The organism is Bordetella sp. 02P26C-1, from assembly GCF_009763255.1.
Classification (GTDB): domain Bacteria; phylum Pseudomonadota; class Gammaproteobacteria; order Burkholderiales; family Burkholderiaceae_B; genus Bordetella_A.
On the sequence record NZ_WSJB01000008.1, the window covers coordinates 52,067 to 68,156 of the forward strand.

Consider the following 16,090-nt stretch of genomic DNA (forward strand, 5'->3'; position numbering starts at 1 on the left):
TAAAGAAAAAGAAAAGGGAAAAACATATATTCGTTCCCACCAGCCGCCAGTGCACAATTCAACTATGCGTATCCTCCTCATCGAAGACGAATCAGAACTGGCTCGCTGGTTATCCCGCAGCCTGGCCCGCCATGCTGGCTTTGTCGTGGAATGGGCTGACGACGGCCTGGTCGCCGAAAGGCGTCTGGCTGTGGAAGAGTTCGATGCCGTCGTTTTGGACTTAGGTCTGCCGGGCATGGACGGCCATACCCTGTTGGCAAAAATCCGCGCTCGCGATGACCGAACTCCGGTACTTGTTCTTACTGCGCGCGATTCACTTGCTGAACGAGTCGGCACCCTCCATGAGGGCGCCGACGATTTCTTGCCAAAACCGTTTGTGCTCGAAGAACTCGAGGCGCGACTGATTGCGCTGATCCGGCGCAGCCGCGGACGTGAACATCCGCGGCTATCTCTGGGCGATTTGACGCTGGATACTTCTGCACAGCGCTTTACGGTAAAAGGTCAACCTTTGGGGTTATCCCCACGCGAACATGCCGTACTGCGTGTACTGATTCAACGCAGTGGAGAACCTATCAACAAACAACAAATCCTCGATCGCATACAAACCGACGATTCGGACATCAATCTCGAGGCGATCGAGGTATTGGTTCACCGACTACGCAAAAAATTGGCGGATACCGGTGTGCAAATCGTGACATTACGAGGGATGGGCTACTCCCTGGAGACCGTACCCGATGCTTAACCCGCGTCCTCAGACGCTGAAATCGTTGTTGCTTTGGTGGCTGATTCCCGCCTTGGTGCTGATCATGTTGATAGCTTTGTGGCTGTCGAATTATCAACTGCGATCGCAGGTGGATCAGGCCTACGATCGCGCCCTGGCGGGCGCGCTCAGATCTATCGATCACAACATATCCACAGCCAGCGGGGGATTAAGCTTCGAGCAGCCATATCTGATGCTGGAGTTTTTTGAGCTGACGGCCGATGGCAATGTGTATTTCCGCATTGCTACTGAAGACGGCCTTGCCGAAATCGGCAACCAATTGCTGCCACTGCCGAACAAACCGCTGATTTCGGGCCAACCACAGTTCTACGACGCCGAATATCAGGGCCTTTCGCTACGCGTGGCCGCGCTCGCGCGGCCGATGGACCCCCCGCTCTACAACAACCAGGGCGGCAGAGTGGTGGTTCAAGTCGCTGAAACGCTGGATTCGCGGCAAAACTTCTTGAACCAGTCACTGCTACGCGCGCTGGAACGCGATTTCGTGGTGATTCTCATCGTGGTGCTGGTTGTCGTCTGGAGTGTTTTTCGCGCGGTTCGTCCGTTGGAGCGATTGCGGCAGGATGTGGAAAAGCGTTCGGCAGACGATTTAAGCCCCGTAGAGGCTCCGGACATCCCAGGGGAGGTTGCCCCCTTGGTGGACGCCGTAAACCTTCACATGAGCCGTTTTGCGGCCCAGGCGAGGCTACAAAGGCAGTTCCTGGACGACGCCTCGCATCAATTGCGCACACCCTTGTCGGTTTTGCGTACCCAGATCGCTTATGCACTGCGGGAAACCGACCCCGAGGAGATACGCACAGCCCTGGTGGCCATGCAGGAAGGACTGGACCGCGCGGTACGCACCACGAATCAGATGCTGGCCCTGGCCCGGGCCAAGAACGCCTCGCTGGGCGAAGCGGGTCTGGTGCCCGATAACGTCGATCTGGGCGAGATCGCCCACAGCGTCATTCGGACGCTGCTGCCCGCCGCGCGGGCCCGGCGCATTGATCTGGGCCTGGAAGGCGGGCAATTCCCCGTTTGTATTCCCGGCATAGATTGGCTGCTGCGCGAGGCCTTGAGCAATCTGGTGGACAACGCGATCCGCTATGCCCCATTCGGCTCGCAGGTCACGGTACGCGTCTATGCGGACGAAAAATTCGCTCGTGTCACCGTGGAGGATAGCGGCCCGGGAATGTCGCCCGAGGACATCGCGCAGGCTAGCGTGCGCTTTCGCCGAGGCGCGGCCGGGAAGAACCGACCCGGCGCCGGCCTGGGCCTTGCAATCGTTGGCACCATCGTAAAACTACATGGCGGATGGATGGTTTTAGAGAACCGGAAACCATTGCCCGGATTGCGCGTGGCACTAGGGTTTACCCTTATTTCTAGCCGGATTGCTGCGACGCCGCACGAAATTCTTGAAAATTGAAAGGTTCCGGAAAGGCTGGATTAGGTACGGTTCGGTTCCGTCGATCACTGTCTGTGTTTTTGCAGACTTGATCCGCTCACGATGACATCTAAAAAGCGATTCACGGAGACCGCACAATGCAACTCTTCTCGAAAGCCCGCCTCGCCGCGGTAATGGGCGCTTGCGCCATGACTCTCGGCATGACTGCCGGCGCTCAAGCCGCCGACGAACCGCGTCGGCCGGAATGTATTGCGCCCGCCCAGCCTGGCGGTGGCTTTGACCTGACCTGCCGCCTGGCTGTCGAAGGCCTCAAGCAGAGCGGCGCGCTGCAAAAGCCTATGCGCATCGTCTACATGCCTGGTGGCATTGGTGCGGTTGCCTACAACAACATCGTGGCTCAGCATCCCGATGAGCCTGGCACCATCGTGGCGTTCTCGGGTGGTTCCCTGCTGAACCTGGCTCAAGGCAAGTTCGGCAAATACAACGTCGACGACGTGCGCTGGCTGGCGGGCATTGGCGCCGACTACGGCGTGGCCGTCGTGCGCGATGATTCGCCGTACAAGGACCTCAAGAGCCTGATGGAAGCCTTCAAACAAGATCCTTCCAAGATCGTGTTGGGCGCCGGTGGCACCGTGGGTAGCCAGGACTGGATGAAAGCTGCTCTGACCGCCAAGGCGGCAGGTGTGGACTATCGCAAGATGCGTTTCGTGGCCTTTGAAGGCGGCGGCGAGGCGGTGACCGCTTTGCGTGGTGGCCATATTCAGGCCTACATGGGTGATGCGGCGGAAGCGTTCACCATGCTTGAAGGTGGCGCCCCCATTCGTGTGCTGGCTGTCTTCAACGACGAACGTCTGCCGGGCAAGCTGAACAGCATCCCGACGGCGAAAGAGCAGGGTTACGACATCAACTGGCCCATCATCCGTGGTTTCTACGTTGGCCCGAAAGTGTCGGACGAGGCCTATCAGTTCTGGGTCGATGCTTTCAACAAAACCATGGCTGCCCCGGAATACGCCAAGCTGCGTGATCAGCAAGGTCTCTTCCCGTTTGCCAAGACGGGTCCCGAGCTGGACGCCTACGTCAAAGAGCAAGTCAAGAAATACCATGCACTGGCCGATAGCTTTGGCCTGATCAAGAAGTAACAGAAGGCGCATTGCCGTCTGGGGTGCGCCGTTATCCGGCGCACCCGTCCCGCGTGCCGTCATGAGCATCCGCTCGCACTATCAACCCACGGCACGCCGAATTTCAGGAAGAAAAGATCATGACTGATCGGACACTGGGCATTTGTGCCCTGGTTCTGGCCGCCCTGATGACCTGGGCAGGCTGGGATATCGAGGCGCCTTTCGCCTACGAACCCGTTGGGCCGCGCGCATTTCCGCTATTGATCGCGCTGATTATCGGGCTTTGCGGCCTGCGTCTGGCGATCAAGGGTGGTAACCCCGTCGAAGGCAATCCTCCCGGCGCGAACCCGCGCATCGCCCTGATGGTGCTGGGTGCCGCGGCCTATGCGTTTCTGTTTCAGTGGCTGGGCTTTGTCATCGCAACGGCCTTGATGACCGTATACGTCGGACGCTTGTTCGGCGGTGGCTGGGGCAAGAGTGCCCTGGGCGGCGTGATCATGGGTGTTTTCTTCTTCTTGTTGTTTGATAAAGCGTTGGACGTGGTGCTACCCGCCGGCTTGTTGGGAGATCTGCTATGAGCGGCATTGTCGATCATTTGTCCATAGGCTTTGGCGTTGCCTTTTCGCTGACCAACCTGCTGGTGGCCGCGATCGGTTCGTTCATCGGTACGATGGTCGGGGTGTTGCCCGGTCTGGGGCCGATCAATGGCGTGGCGATGCTGATCCCCATCGCGTTCGCGATGAACCTGCCGCCGGAAACGGCACTGATCTTGCTGGCCGCCGTGTATGTGGGTGCGGAATATGGCGGTCGTATCACCTCGATTCTGCTGAACGTGCCGGGCGAGGCCAGCGCCATCATGACCACGCTGGACGGTTATCCGTTGGCGCGTCAAGGCATGGCTAACGTGGCGCTGTCGCTGTCGGCGGCTTCGGCCTTCGTAGGTGCGATTGTCTCGGTTACCGGCATTATTCTGCTCGCCCCCTTGCTGGCGAAATGGGCGCTGGCTTTCGGTCCGGCGGAATACTTCGTCCTGATGGTGTTTGCGTTCTGCTGCCTGACCAGCTTGCTTGGCAAGCAGCCCATCAAGGGCGTGCTCGCCGCGATGATCGGTTTGGGCATCGCGACCATCGGCGTTGATTCCAACTCCGGCGTGTATCGCTATACCTTCGATTCGGTTCATCTGTCCGACGGTATCGACTTCGTGGTCGTGGTGATTGCGCTGTTCGCGGTTGCCGAAATGCTGGAGATGCTGGAAAAAGTCACGGGCGGTCAAAGCGTCGAAGTGCAATCCAGCGGCCGTAAGATTTTCAATCTGAAAGAGCTGGCCTTCACCTGGTGGAGCATCGTGCGCAGCTCGCTGGTCGGTTTCGGCGTGGGTGTTTTGCCGGGTGCCGGCGCCAGTGTGGCGGCCGCCGTCGCTTATTCGCAAGAAAAGCGCATCATCGAAAACAAGGACCCCGACGCCAAATTCGGCAAGGGTGACATGCGTGGTCTGGTTGCGCCGGAATCGGCCGCCACCGCCTCGGCCATCGGTTCGTTCGTGCCGATGCTGACGCTGGGTGTACCGGGATCGGGCACGACTGCGGTGATGATGGGCGCGCTGACGCTCTACAACATCACGCCGGGTCCTGTGCTGTTCGACACCAAGCCGGAACTGGTGTGGGGTCTGATCGCCTCGCTCTTTATCGCCAACGTGCTGTTGTTCATCATGAACGTGCCGATGGTGCGCGTGTTCTCGAAAGTGTTGTCGGTGCCGGGTTGGCTGATGGTCCCTGGCATTCTCAGCATCAGCTTCATCGGCGTGTACGCGATCAACGCGGGGACATTCGACCTGTTGTTGGTCGTGGGCATCGGTACGATCGGCTACTTCCTGCGCAAGTTCGGTGTACCCATGGCGCCGCTGGTGCTTGGCGTGGTACTGGGAGACATGATGGAGCAGAACTTGCGCCGCGCGCTGTCGATCACCGATGGCAACGTGTCCGTGCTGTTCCAGAGCAATGTGTCGATCGGTCTGTGGATTGCCGCCCTGGCGGTGGTGATCGTGCCGCAATCGTTGCGTAAGCTGCGTGAACGCCGCAAGGCCGCGAATCCGGCTGCCTGAACGGTAAAAAGGCAATAAAGAAAAGGACGGAAAACTTCAGGTTTTCCGTCCTTTTGTCGTTGGGGCGGGTGAAGGCCGCGTCGTCGGGTGGCGGCTTACATGCCGGTGACGACATAAGCCGCCCCCGCAGACCGCTTTAAACGCCCCTCAGGCGCTCGATTGCCTGATCCAGTGTGCCATCCTTCTTCGCGAAGCAAAAACGCACCAGGCCGTGATTAGAGGCCTCCTCGTCGGGGCGTTGGTAGAACGCCGACACCGGAATGACGGTCACCCCGTGTTCCATGGTGAGCCACTTGGCGAACTCGGCCTCGGATTGGCTTGAAATTTCGCTGTAGTCCGCCAGCATGAAGAAGGTTCCTGGGCTGGGCAAAGGCTTGAACCGAGTCTGCCGCAGGCCTTCGGCCAGCCGTTCGCGTTTGGCCTGGTAAAACGCGGGCAATTCCATGTACGGCTTGGGATCGCGCATGTATTCAGCCAGGGCCACCTGCATCGGCGTGGATACGGTGAACACCATGAACTGATGCACCTTGCGCAATTCGGCGCTCAGCTGGCGGGGCGCGCAGCAGTAGCCCATTTTCCATCCGGTCGCGTGATAGGTCTTTCCGAAGGAAGAAATGACGAAGGCGTGCTCGGCCAACAAAGGACGCCGTGACAGGCTGGCGTGCGGTTTGCCGTCGAATACGATGTGTTCATACACCTCGTCCGACAAGAGCAGCACGCCGGTGTCGCGCACGATGCTTTCCAAAGCGTCCAGATCGCTTTCGTCCAGCACCGCGCCGGTCGGGTTGTGGGGGAAGTTCAGCATCAGCAGCCGCGTGCGCGAGGTAATCGCATCGCGCACTCGCTGCCAGTCGATACGATAGTAGGGGTCCTGCGCGGTCGGAGCGCGCAAGGGCACGGGCACTGCCGTGCCGCCGGCGAGACGGATGGCCGGCAGGTAGGAGTCGTAGCACGGCTCGATCACCACCACTTCGTCGCCACTATTGACCGCCGCGAGCACGGTGGCCATCAACGCCTCGGTCGCGCCACTGGTCACAGTGATTTCGGTTTCGGGATCGTAGGCGTGGCCGTACAGCCCGCTGATTTTCTCGGCAATGGCTTCGCGCAGGGCGGCCACGCCGGGCATGTAGGGATACTGGTTGTGGCCAGCGGCCATGGCTTTCGTGACCAACTCGCACAGGCGCGGATCGGGGTCGAAGTCGGGGAAGCCTTGGCCCAGGTTGATGGCTTGATGCTCGATGGCCAGTCGGCTCATCACGGTAAAGATGGTGGTCCCTACGTCGGGCAGCTTGGAGCGGATCATGGTTGAGTACGCGACAGATGAGGAAATTGTGTGACGCAAGTATCCCACTAACGCGTGTCGTCCGAGTGGCCTAATACCATTCCGTTAAGTTGATATTTCACATGGCCCATTTTTTAAAAATACGACATAGGGGAAAACAACTATTTGTTAAGTCAAAGATGCGTGAGTATGCTGATTCCCGCGGTTGATTCAAGCGTTGCACAGGCCTCTGACCTGACTAGTCGGCGTCCTTGATTCACTAGCAATTCAATTTTTTCTTTCAGGGACGCTTGAATAATGATTCAGAAGGGCAAGGTTAAGTGGTTCAACGCCGATAAGGGCTTTGGCTTCATCACTCCGGACGCTGGTGGCACCGACGTATTCGCACACTTCTCCGCCATCCAAGGCCGCGGCTATCGCAGCCTGAACGAAGGCCAAGAAGTGGAATTTGAAGTTAAGGATGGTCCGAAAGGACCTCAAGCGGCGGAGATCCGTCCGCTCTAATCGGGGAATCCCACTTTCCCCGCAGGCCGGGTTCGACCTGGCTACGACGCCCCTAGGCTTACGCCTTGGGGCGTTTTCATTTGTGGGCGGTCATTCAGCCTGTGGATAACTTTGGGTATAACTTTCGGTTTGGGCACCCCTTTTAACGTCCGAACGGTTTCGCCGCTGGCAGCGTTTTCGGTTTGAATTGCGGAGTTCTGCACAAAAATATGGGTATATCGATTGTGAGCGGTATGAAGACGCCGCATTTGTGGTCATAGGCGCGTTCTTTCGCAGGTGTGGCCGTTTTTCCTTTGAATTTCAAGGCTTAAGCGAAGGTTTGGCGGCATGGTCTGCTGAATCAGGATCGCTAGATGCGGCACAGTGGTGCATGCGCAAGGCGGATATTTGAGTCCGGGCGGCTCACTTGTTCACAAAATTATCCCCATCGCTTTTCTATGATTGTTGGGGGGTGGTTGAAGCTAAAACGACTCTTCGAATTTTGTGGATATCGGCCGCTTCGAAGCGGTTTTTTTATGCCTTCATGTACTTGTGCTAAATCGACAGGGTTTTGGTGGACGGGGCTATGCGCACGGTGGTTCAGATGCTGGGGATAAGTATGTGGCTCGATGTTTATCCGCCGGTGGCTGTGAATAATTGATGAGGGCCCTTTTCACGTGAAACGGTGCAACGTTGGATGGGGTAGGGGCTAGGTTTGGTAGCTGTAGATAGGGCTTTTGATCTTATTCGTCCGGCGTAGAGCATGGTCCATATTCGTCGGCTCGCTCTGACAATTTACGAAGGCGGTTCCTATCGTCTCCGGACGTGTGGATATCTCTTTCGGATAGGTAGAGGCCGTAAACGGGCGCACGTGGCGCAGCAACTTAGGCATTCCGCATACTAGTGTTCTGAACTGCTGTGTCGGCTGTGCTCATCATCCTGTTGAAAGTCCGCGTTGTCGGGTTTTCTATATGAGCGGGTCGCGATGCTGGTACATCGCGACAGAAGCGTTTTAGGATTGCGAGTCCGTTCGATGGGGAATCGACGGAATTCTTTGAATCAGGTCGGGACGGCGATGGCAGTCTGTTCTTGTTTCACGTGAAACACATGAGGGAGAGCGGCCGCTCGCAGCGCTTGGTGTGGGTAGAGCGTAGGTACCTCGTGTGATCGCCGTTCGGCCTCGCTCCAATTAGCGACGTACCGATTTGAGTCGCACCTTGCTCCCAGACTTTTCGCAGAGCGGGCCTGTTGTGCAGAATCCGTCGGGCGGGGAGATACGTGTTCACCTCTATAGTGGACAGGTTTATGCAGACCCTGCGGCAAGGCAGGGGAGGTGTGCCTGCGTGTGCTGCCGCCGGCGGTTAAGGCTTCAATCTTTTCAATGTGCCCTGACACGTCGGGGCGGGGTAGAGCCTCAACATGCCTGGGATATTGTGCTATTGACGTCCCGGCCGTTGGCCTGAGAGGTGCGCCGGCCCTATCGCAGCGGCTCGGCCCATGAGCAAGGGCCTCGGTCGCCTTCGGCGACTCCCCGGCGCTCAACGGGCCGGCGCACCCCTCAGGCCAACGACCGGGACTGCGTTGGCGGCAGGCGACGGCTGTTAGACGTGCTGGGGAAGGGTGTGTGTCGGACCTCTAGGTTGTGCACCGATGGAAGCCATGGGTCGTCGTAAAGCGCTGCGCTTACAGCGGCGATGACTCTGTAATTACGCTGGTCCACCGCAGCCGCCCCGGGAGGACACATGCCACCTCGCGGGTTTATATGCCTATGGTGACGCTCATGGGAGGAAATTTGGCCTCATGAGCGCATTGCTCGCGGCGTATGTTCCACGTGGAACACTGTATGGAAAGCATGAGCGGTCGGGCATTGCCGACTTATGCTGCGCGGGACACTCTCCGAATTCCGGGCTTCGATCATGAGTGCGGCTCGAGGAGTGTTTCTAGAAGGGCCCTCTGAATGACTATGCCCAACATGGAGCCTCTGCGGCGCCGATTGTCTCAACTGAGGTGTATAGCCCTTTAGGAAATCCAACGCTTGGCAGCCACACCGAACTGTTTATTGGTGGTGGTGCGCAGCATCGTGTCGCCGTATGGCTAGCTCTGCTGGCCTCATACTTTATTTAAGACCACTCGCGCGCTGCCTATCGATCGGTGGATCTACGTCAGTTGGCACCCGGCTGGTGATACGTGCCGAAACGCCCCATCCCGGTTTTTGATGAGCTAGGTTTACCGCTGTGCTGTATCGAAGGGCCGGCAACGAGCCATGGGAGGTGGGCATGTCCCTCTCGCAAAGGCCATCCTTCCTGTGTAACGCCTAGGCACGTGTGTCGCCGTTCCGTCTAATGTGTTTTATAACGTAGCGACGTAGCGACGCGGCGATCTTGTTCTGGGCCTGGGATGTATGCGCCACATAAGGCTGAATCCGTGGCCTGAGAATTGACATGGTTAGTGGACCCGCCCTGGCCTCGGGTTTGGGGCTCGCGCCTTCGCTGATGAAAGAGCAGGCGATCGAATGGTTGTTGGCGCGCGCTTGGCTGCGGATTAGCCCAATGCAAGATGGCCGATGTTCCACGTGAAACATCGGCAGACTCTGCCTTCCTGGCGTTAATCGCCTTACCGTGTACGGGCACGTGGGGTCCAGGCGGCATTAGCCGTCCGGTGCGGACTTTTAGGTAAAGCGGACGGCCCGCAGCCGCAGTAATACGGACCCGAAGCTGCAGTAGCTGCCCAGATACAACTTCGTTCACTGTTCCACGTGAAACAACTTCGCTCCCGCCACTATAATGTGGTTTATCAAGCTCTTTCATCAGCCCTCATCATGAATTACCCGCGCGAATTTGACGTTATAGTCGTCGGCGGCGGCCATGCCGGTACCGAAGCGGCATTGGCGGCGGCGCGCATTGGCGCCAAGACCCTGCTCCTTACCCACAACATCGAAACTCTCGGTCAGATGTCCTGCAACCCGTCGATTGGCGGGATCGGCAAGGGGCATCTGGTTAAAGAGGTGGACGCCCTGGGTGGCGCAATGGCTCTGGCCACCGACGAATCCGGTATTCAGTTCCGCATCCTTAACGGCTCGAAAGGGCCGGCGGTGCGAGCGACGCGTGCTCAAGCGGACCGTGTGCTGTATCGCAAAGCGATCCGCTCGCGCCTGGAGAACCAGCCCAATTTGTGGATCTTCCAACAAGCTGTGGAAGACCTCATGGTGGAAGGCGATCGCGTGGTTGGCGCGGTGGTTCAGATAGGTCTGCAGTTTCGCGCGCGCACGGTGGTACTTACCGCCGGTACGTTCTTGAACGGCCTGATTCACGTTGGGCTGCAAAATTACTCGGGCGGTAGGGCAGGGGATCCCCCGGCGATCTCGCTGGGTCAACGTCTGAAAGAGCTGAAGCTGCCTCAAGGCCGTCTGAAGACCGGCACGCCTCCTCGCATTGACGGACGCACGATTAATTACAGCGTGCTTGAGGAGCAACCCGGTGATCTGGATCCGGTACCCGTCTTTTCGTTCCTGGGTAACGCGGCTATGCATCCGCGCCAACTGCCTTGCTGGATCACGCATACGAATGCGCGCACGCATGACATCATTCGCGGGGGGCTGGACCGCTCGCCGATGTATAGCGGCGTTATCGAAGGAGTAGGTCCGCGGTATTGTCCTTCTATCGAGGACAAGATCCATCGCTTCGCCGATAAAGAATCGCATCAGGTATTTCTGGAGCCGGAGGGCCTGGACACACACGAGGTGTATCCCAACGGCGTGTCGACCAGCTTGCCTTTCGACGTGCAATGGGACTTGATCCATTCACTCCCGGGGTTGGAAAACGCACACATTTTGCGTCCGGGTTACGCCATTGAGTACGACTACTTCGATCCACGTGGATTGAAATCGACACTCGAGACCAAGGCAATATCGGGCCTGTATTTCGCTGGCCAGATCAACGGTACGACGGGCTACGAAGAGGCAGCTGCGCAGGGTCTGCTCGCGGGCGCCAACGCGGCGTTGCAAGCATTGGATCGAGAGCAATGGACGCCACGTCGGGATGAAGCGTATCTGGGCGTCCTAGTCGATGATTTGGTCACCCGCGGCGTGACCGAGCCATACCGCATGTTCACTTCGCGTGCCGAGTACCGCCTCAGCCTGCGCGAGGACAATGCCGATCTGCGTCTGACGGAGATCGGTCGCAAGTTGGGTCTGGTGGATGATGCGCGCTGGGATGCCTTTAGTCGTAAACGGGACGCGGTCGCTGCCGAAATCGAACGTTTGAAGTCGACTTGGGTTACCCCCCGGAGCTTCCCCGCGGAAGACGCCGAAAAGCTGCTGGGCAAGGCAATTGAACGTGAGTACTCACTAGCAGATCTGTTGAAGCGGCCGTCGGTGACCTACGAGACGCTGATGAGCGCGACGCTTGCCGACGGCAGCCTGCTGGCCGGGCCCGGCGTGAGGGATGACGACGTGCTGGCCGAGCAAGTCGAGATTCAGGTTAAGTACGCCGGCTACATCGCGCGCCAGCAAGACGAGGTGCAAAAACACCTCGCGCACGAGCAGCAACGGATTCCAGCTGATCTGGACTACGACGCCGTCAGCAGTCTGTCGTTCGAAGTCCGCCAGAAACTCAAGGCACATCGGCCCGAAACCATCGGCCAGGCGGCCCGCATTTCCGGCGTGACGCCCGCGGCAATATCGTTACTCCTCATTCACCTGAAGCGCCTGCATTACGGCTCGCGCAAGCAAGCCGCATGAGCGCCGCGACCGAGGTCCGGCTCGCGCAACAGCTCCAGCATGCCTGCGACATGCTGGAGCTGCCGCTTACGCCCGCCCAAACCGAACAGCTATTGCAGTATCTGGCGCAAATGCAGCGCTGGAATCGCACCTACAACCTCACCGCGATCCGCGATCCCGAGCAGATGCTGATCCAGCATCTGTTTGACAGCCTGAGCGTGGTGAACCCTTTGTCTCGCACCGCTAATCCCGCAGACAACGCCAAGGTGTATGACATCGGCTCGGGCGCGGGGTTACCGGGTGTTGTGATCGCCGTCACGCGGCCTGCATGGCAGGTGACGTGTGTGGATGCCGTCGAGAAGAAAATGGCGTTCGTGCGCCAGATGTCCGGCGTCTTGGCTTTGCCGAACCTCGCGGCGCTGCACGCCCGAGTGGAGGCCATCACTCCGGCGCAGTGCGATATCGTCACGTCGCGAGCCTTCGCTTCCTTGATCGATTTCGCGACGCTGGCTGGCCGCCATGTGGGCGACAGTGGTACCCTCGTCGCGATGAAAGGGAAGGTCCCCGAAGAAGAAATACACGCCCTGCATCAGCAAGGCGAATGGCACGTTGAAGACATCCAGATGCTGAAAGTCCCGCAACTTGAAGCACAGCGTTGCCTGATCTGGATGCGCCGCAGTCAAGGAAATCTATGAACACCAATTCGTCCAGCACGCGCCGAGCGCGTGTGTTTTGCATTGCGAACCAGAAAGGAGGCGTGGGCAAGACCACTACCGCCATTAACCTCGCGGCTAGCCTGGCTTCGCATGGTAAGCGCGTGCTGTTGATCGATCTGGACCCGCAGGGCAACGCCACGATGGGCAGCGGCATCGACAAAGGCTCGCTGCAATCGACGCTGTATGACGTACTGATCGGCGATGCCACCATCGAAACGGCCCGGGTGCGTTCCGAGGCTGGCGGCTATGACGTCTTGCCGGCCAACCGCGAGCTGGCCGGCGCCGAGATCGACCTGATCAATATGGAGGCGCGCGAACGCCAGCTCAAGACCGCGATCAGCGAGGTGGCGACGCAATACGACTTCGTGCTGATCGATTGTCCGCCGACGCTGTCTCTGCTGACGTTGAACGGATTGGCCTCGGCGCATGGCGTGGTCATTCCCATGCAATGCGAGTACTTCGCGCTCGAAGGTCTGTCGGATTTGGTCAACACCATCAAGCGCGTGCATCGCAATATCAACGACGAGCTCCGATTCATCGGCCTGTTGCGCGTCATGTTCGATCCGCGGATGACGCTGCAGCAGCAGGTTTCCGCACAGCTGGAATCGCACTTTGGCGATAAGGTGTTCACAACGGTGATCCCGCGCAATGTTCGCTTGGCCGAGGCCCCTAGCTATGGGTTGCCCGGCGTGGTGTATGACAAGGGCTCGCGCGGCGCCCAAGCTTATCTCTCTTTCGGCGCCGAGATGGTCAAGCGCGTCGAAACCATGGAATGATGAACTCGCGACTCATGCCGCTGGGGTTATCCACCCTGTATCGCTTCCCCGAGTAACGGTATTGTTGCCGTCTGGCGTCCACGACGGTTCGATGGATGCCCATTGTTCGGCGAACGAGAATTCCCCAGCAAGCTAAGCGAGTAGTAACTAAGGATTTTTCGACATGGCCACCAAAAAACCTAAAGGTCTCGGTCGCGGACTCGACGCTCTGCTAGGAGCGGACGGCCCCGCGATCGATACCCTCATCCCGAAGCCGGCCGAGCAGGCGCCCGCTGGCGAGCGCCTGCCCTCGACGTTGCCGGTGAGCAAGATGCGCGCTGGCAAATATCAGCCCCGCACTCGCATGGATGAAGGCGCGCTGAACGAGCTGGCGGAGTCGATCCGTGCCCAGGGCATCATGCAGCCGATTCTGGTGCGTGCGCTTAATGATCGTCCGGGCGAATACGAAATCATCGCGGGCGAACGCCGTTTCCGGGCCGCCCAGCTGGCGGGTCTGAAAGAGGTGCCCGTTCTGGTGCGCGAGGTGGCCGACGAAAATGCCGCCGTTATGGCGCTGATCGAAAACATTCAGCGCGAAGACCTGAACCCGCTCGAAGAAGCGCATGGCGTGCGTCGTCTGCTGGATGAATTCGGTTTGACGCACGAGCAGGCGGCCACGGCGATTGGCCGTTCGCGTTCGGCCACCAGCAATCTGCTGCGTTTATTGAACCTCGCCGCCCCGGTGCAAACCATGTTGCTCGCCGGAGACATCGATATGGGCCACGCGCGCGCGCTGCTGGCGGTCGATGCGGCGATGCAGATTCAGCTCGCCAACCTCATCATTGCCAAACGCCTGTCGGTGCGCGAAGCAGAGAAACTGGTCAGCAAGGCCGCCAAAGAGGCCGATGCCCCGGCGCGTAAAGCCAGCAGCGGTCCCTCGCGAGACGTTGCCCGTCTTGAGGAGGCCTTGTCCGACCAATTAGGCACGCGCGTGGCGCTCAAGCTCGGCGCGCGCGAGAAAGGGCAAATCGTCATCGATTTCCATGGCTGGGAACATCTGAACGCCTTGCTCGAGCGGCAAGGCTTATCCGGAGTGCTCGATGCCTGAGGGCAAGCGGCCGTCCATCGCGGTCCTGGCGACCGGCGGCACGATCGCAGGCGTGCGGGTGCAGGACGACGCCCACGCATACCGTGCGGGTGCGTTATCCGTTGAGCATCTGCTTGCCGCGGTGCCCGGCCTGGATAGGCTCGCGCATATCCGGGCGGAACAGCTGGCCAACGTGGGTAGCCAGGATATGAGTTTCGCCATCTGGGCCGCGCTGGCCCGGCGCATAGACGCGCTGTGTCAGGATCCTGACATCGATGGCATCGTCATTACGCATGGCACCGATACCGTCGAAGAGACGGCGTACTTTCTCAGTCTGGTCATCCGGCACGACAAGCCTGTCGTCCTGACAGGCGCCATGCGTCCCGCGACGGCGCTGGGCGCGGACGGTCCGGCCAATGTGTTGTATGCCGTGGCGCTGGCAGCCAGCGACTCGGCGCGCGCACGCGGGCCCCTGGTCGTGATGAACGAAGACATCCACTATGCCCGGGAAGTCCAAAAAGTGGCCTGCAATGGCATCGATGCCTTTGCGTCGCCGAACCGGGGTAGGGCAGGGGTGATGCGCGGCGAGCGCGCCGTATTTTATTCACGCAACGAACCGCGTCATACCGTCAATAGCGCATTTTCCGTAGATTTGCTGGACCGGGCATGGCCGCGTGTGGATATCCTGTTTGCCACCGTCGATCTGAATCATGACGTTGTGGATTACCTGTCGGCGCGGGCGCGCGCCATCGTGTTGTCGGGCGTGGGCGACGGCAATGGTAGTCAGGCGGTGCTACAGGCTCTCCATCGAGCTGTGCAACGTGGCGTAATCGTGGCCCGTGCCAGCCGCTGCGGCAGCGGCCACGTGGCCCGTAACGTCGAAGTCGACGACGAAGCCATGGGGTTCATCGCGGTCGGCGACCTTTCGCCCCAGAAAGCGCGCATTTTGTTGATGCTAGGGCTGATGAAAACTTCCGACCCTGTCGAATTGCAGACCCTATTTGACGAATATTAGGTCGTGTCGGGAGGGAAATTGGCGTGAAACAGACGCCGCGCGCGGCTGTCACGTCGATTTTTCAAATATTTTTGCGAAAAACCCCCACATTCGTTTGACTTTCGATTTCGAAGTGTTCATAATCTCAAGTTCTCCGCTGGAGGGGTGCCCGAGTGGTTAAAGGGGGCAGACTGTAAATCTGTTGGCCTTGCGCCTACGTTGGTTCGAATCCAACCCTCTCCACCAGAGACCCATATTTTGGATCCAGGCCTCGTGCCTGGATTCTTGATGTTAGGCCCGGTTGTCAGCGCGAGCTGTCGCAGACCAGGTATAGCAGATGTGGGACCAGTGGTGAAAGGAAACTCGCGGGTGTAGCTCAATGGTAGAGCAGAAGCCTTCCAAGCTTACGACGAGGGTTCGATTCCCTTCACCCGCTCCAAAGTTGCCCATGTGGCTCAGTGGTAGAGCACTCCCTTGGTAAGGGAGAGGTCACGCGTTCGATCCGCGTCATGGGCACCACAGAATTTTTGTTCTCTTCTAAGTCAGAAGCTTCAATCCAGGTCAGGAGTCAGCCATGGCAAAAGGCAAGTTTGAACGTACCAAGCCGCACGTGAACGTGGGTACGATTGGTCACGTTGACCACGGCAAAACCACGTTGACGGCAGCCATCACGAC

The 16,090-nt window shown here is 58.9% G+C and carries 13 protein-coding genes and 3 tRNA genes; 15 read left to right on the forward strand and 1 reads right to left on the reverse strand.

Annotated features, from left to right (window positions below; genetic code table 11):
• Positions 1–64 precede the first annotated feature (64 nt).
• The 5 genes from GOQ28_RS05565 to GOQ28_RS05585 all read left to right on the forward strand — a co-directional run bounded on the left by GOQ28_RS05565 (position 65) and on the right by GOQ28_RS05585 (position 5,381).
• The gene (locus GOQ28_RS05565; RefSeq protein WP_160350011.1) at positions 65–742 is read left to right on the forward strand and encodes a response regulator; all 678 of its coding nucleotides are present in this window, start codon (positions 65–67) and stop codon (positions 740–742) included.
• On the forward strand, positions 735–2,183 hold the full coding sequence (locus GOQ28_RS05570; RefSeq protein WP_160355753.1) for a sensor histidine kinase: 1,449 nt from the start codon (positions 735–737) through the stop codon (positions 2,181–2,183). The genes GOQ28_RS05565 and GOQ28_RS05570 overlap by 8 nt, the downstream gene beginning before the upstream one ends.
• Positions 2,184–2,299: 116 nt before the next feature.
• On the forward strand, positions 2,300–3,301 hold the full coding sequence (locus GOQ28_RS05575; RefSeq protein WP_160355754.1) for a Bug family tripartite tricarboxylate transporter substrate binding protein: 1,002 nt from the start codon (positions 2,300–2,302) through the stop codon (positions 3,299–3,301).
• Between the two features lie 119 nt (positions 3,302–3,420).
• On the forward strand, positions 3,421–3,858 hold the full coding sequence (locus GOQ28_RS05580) for a tripartite tricarboxylate transporter TctB family protein (protein WP_160350014.1): 438 nt from the start codon (positions 3,421–3,423) through the stop codon (positions 3,856–3,858).
• The gene (locus GOQ28_RS05585; protein ID WP_160355755.1) at positions 3,855–5,381 is read left to right on the forward strand and encodes a tripartite tricarboxylate transporter permease; all 1,527 of its coding nucleotides are present in this window, start codon (positions 3,855–3,857) and stop codon (positions 5,379–5,381) included. The genes GOQ28_RS05580 and GOQ28_RS05585 overlap by 4 nt, the downstream gene beginning before the upstream one ends.
• A 136-nt stretch (positions 5,382–5,517) precedes the next feature.
• Here the strand turns inward: GOQ28_RS05585 and GOQ28_RS05590 are convergent, their stop codons facing one another.
• Complete coding sequence (locus GOQ28_RS05590; protein ID WP_160355756.1) at positions 5,518–6,684, reverse strand: pyridoxal phosphate-dependent aminotransferase; 1,167 nt, start codon at positions 6,682–6,684, stop codon at positions 5,518–5,520.
• A 276-nt stretch (positions 6,685–6,960) separates the two neighbouring features.
• Between GOQ28_RS05590 and GOQ28_RS05595 the strand changes: the two genes are divergently transcribed.
• From GOQ28_RS05595 to GOQ28_RS05640, 10 genes are all read left to right on the forward strand, one after another.
• The gene (locus GOQ28_RS05595) at positions 6,961–7,167 is read left to right on the forward strand and encodes a cold-shock protein (RefSeq protein ID WP_160350017.1); all 207 of its coding nucleotides are present in this window, start codon (positions 6,961–6,963) and stop codon (positions 7,165–7,167) included.
• Between the two features lie 2,797 nt (positions 7,168–9,964).
• The gene (gene mnmG, locus GOQ28_RS05600; RefSeq protein ID WP_160355757.1) at positions 9,965–11,884 is read left to right on the forward strand and encodes a tRNA uridine-5-carboxymethylaminomethyl(34) synthesis enzyme MnmG; all 1,920 of its coding nucleotides are present in this window, start codon (positions 9,965–9,967) and stop codon (positions 11,882–11,884) included.
• Positions 11,881–12,558, forward strand: coding sequence for a 16S rRNA (guanine(527)-N(7))-methyltransferase RsmG (rsmG, locus tag GOQ28_RS05605; protein ID WP_160355758.1), 678 nt, complete (start codon positions 11,881–11,883; stop codon positions 12,556–12,558). The genes mnmG and rsmG overlap by 4 nt, the downstream gene beginning before the upstream one ends.
• On the forward strand, positions 12,555–13,355 hold the full coding sequence (locus GOQ28_RS05610; protein WP_160355759.1) for a ParA family protein: 801 nt from the start codon (positions 12,555–12,557) through the stop codon (positions 13,353–13,355). Before rsmG ends, GOQ28_RS05610 begins: the two co-directional genes overlap by 4 nt.
• Positions 13,356–13,518: 163 nt before the next feature.
• Positions 13,519–14,442, forward strand: coding sequence for a ParB/RepB/Spo0J family partition protein (locus GOQ28_RS05615; RefSeq protein WP_160355760.1), 924 nt, complete (start codon positions 13,519–13,521; stop codon positions 14,440–14,442).
• A complete protein-coding gene (locus GOQ28_RS05620) occupies positions 14,435–15,436 on the forward strand; it encodes an asparaginase (RefSeq protein ID WP_160355761.1) in 1,002 nt (333 codons plus the stop codon). The genes GOQ28_RS05615 and GOQ28_RS05620 overlap by 8 nt, the downstream gene beginning before the upstream one ends.
• Positions 15,437–15,574: 138 nt before the next feature.
• Positions 15,575–15,661 (forward strand) — tRNA-Tyr (locus tag GOQ28_RS05625).
• A 119-nt stretch (positions 15,662–15,780) separates the two neighbouring features.
• A tRNA-Gly gene (locus tag GOQ28_RS05630) sits at positions 15,781–15,854 on the forward strand.
• Between the two features lie 5 nt (positions 15,855–15,859).
• Positions 15,860–15,934: transfer RNA gene (locus tag GOQ28_RS05635), tRNA-Thr, on the forward strand.
• A 55-nt stretch (positions 15,935–15,989) separates the two neighbouring features.
• A partial coding sequence (locus GOQ28_RS05640; protein WP_033456734.1) for a GTP-binding protein occupies positions 15,990–16,090 on the forward strand: 101 nt, incomplete at its 3' end.

Coding starts and splice junctions, on each gene's coding strand:
- GOQ28_RS05565 (WP_160350011.1), top strand. CDS start 65: ATGCGTATCCTCCTCATCGAAGACGAATCAGAACTGGCTCGCTGGTTA.
- GOQ28_RS05570 (WP_160355753.1), top strand. CDS start 735: ATGCTTAACCCGCGTCCTCAGACGCTGAAATCGTTGTTGCTTTGGTGG.
- GOQ28_RS05575 (WP_160355754.1), top strand. CDS start 2,300: ATGCAACTCTTCTCGAAAGCCCGCCTCGCCGCGGTAATGGGCGCTTGC.
- GOQ28_RS05580 (WP_160350014.1), top strand. CDS start 3,421: ATGACTGATCGGACACTGGGCATTTGTGCCCTGGTTCTGGCCGCCCTG.
- GOQ28_RS05585 (WP_160355755.1), top strand. CDS start 3,855: ATGAGCGGCATTGTCGATCATTTGTCCATAGGCTTTGGCGTTGCCTTT.
- GOQ28_RS05590 (WP_160355756.1), bottom strand. CDS start 6,684: ATGATCCGCTCCAAGCTGCCCGACGTAGGGACCACCATCTTTACCGTG.
- GOQ28_RS05595 (WP_160350017.1), top strand. CDS start 6,961: ATGATTCAGAAGGGCAAGGTTAAGTGGTTCAACGCCGATAAGGGCTTT.
- mnmG (WP_160355757.1), top strand. CDS start 9,965: ATGAATTACCCGCGCGAATTTGACGTTATAGTCGTCGGCGGCGGCCAT.
- rsmG (WP_160355758.1), top strand. CDS start 11,881: ATGAGCGCCGCGACCGAGGTCCGGCTCGCGCAACAGCTCCAGCATGCC.
- GOQ28_RS05610 (WP_160355759.1), top strand. CDS start 12,555: ATGAACACCAATTCGTCCAGCACGCGCCGAGCGCGTGTGTTTTGCATT.
- GOQ28_RS05615 (WP_160355760.1), top strand. CDS start 13,519: ATGGCCACCAAAAAACCTAAAGGTCTCGGTCGCGGACTCGACGCTCTG.
- GOQ28_RS05620 (WP_160355761.1), top strand. CDS start 14,435: ATGCCTGAGGGCAAGCGGCCGTCCATCGCGGTCCTGGCGACCGGCGGC.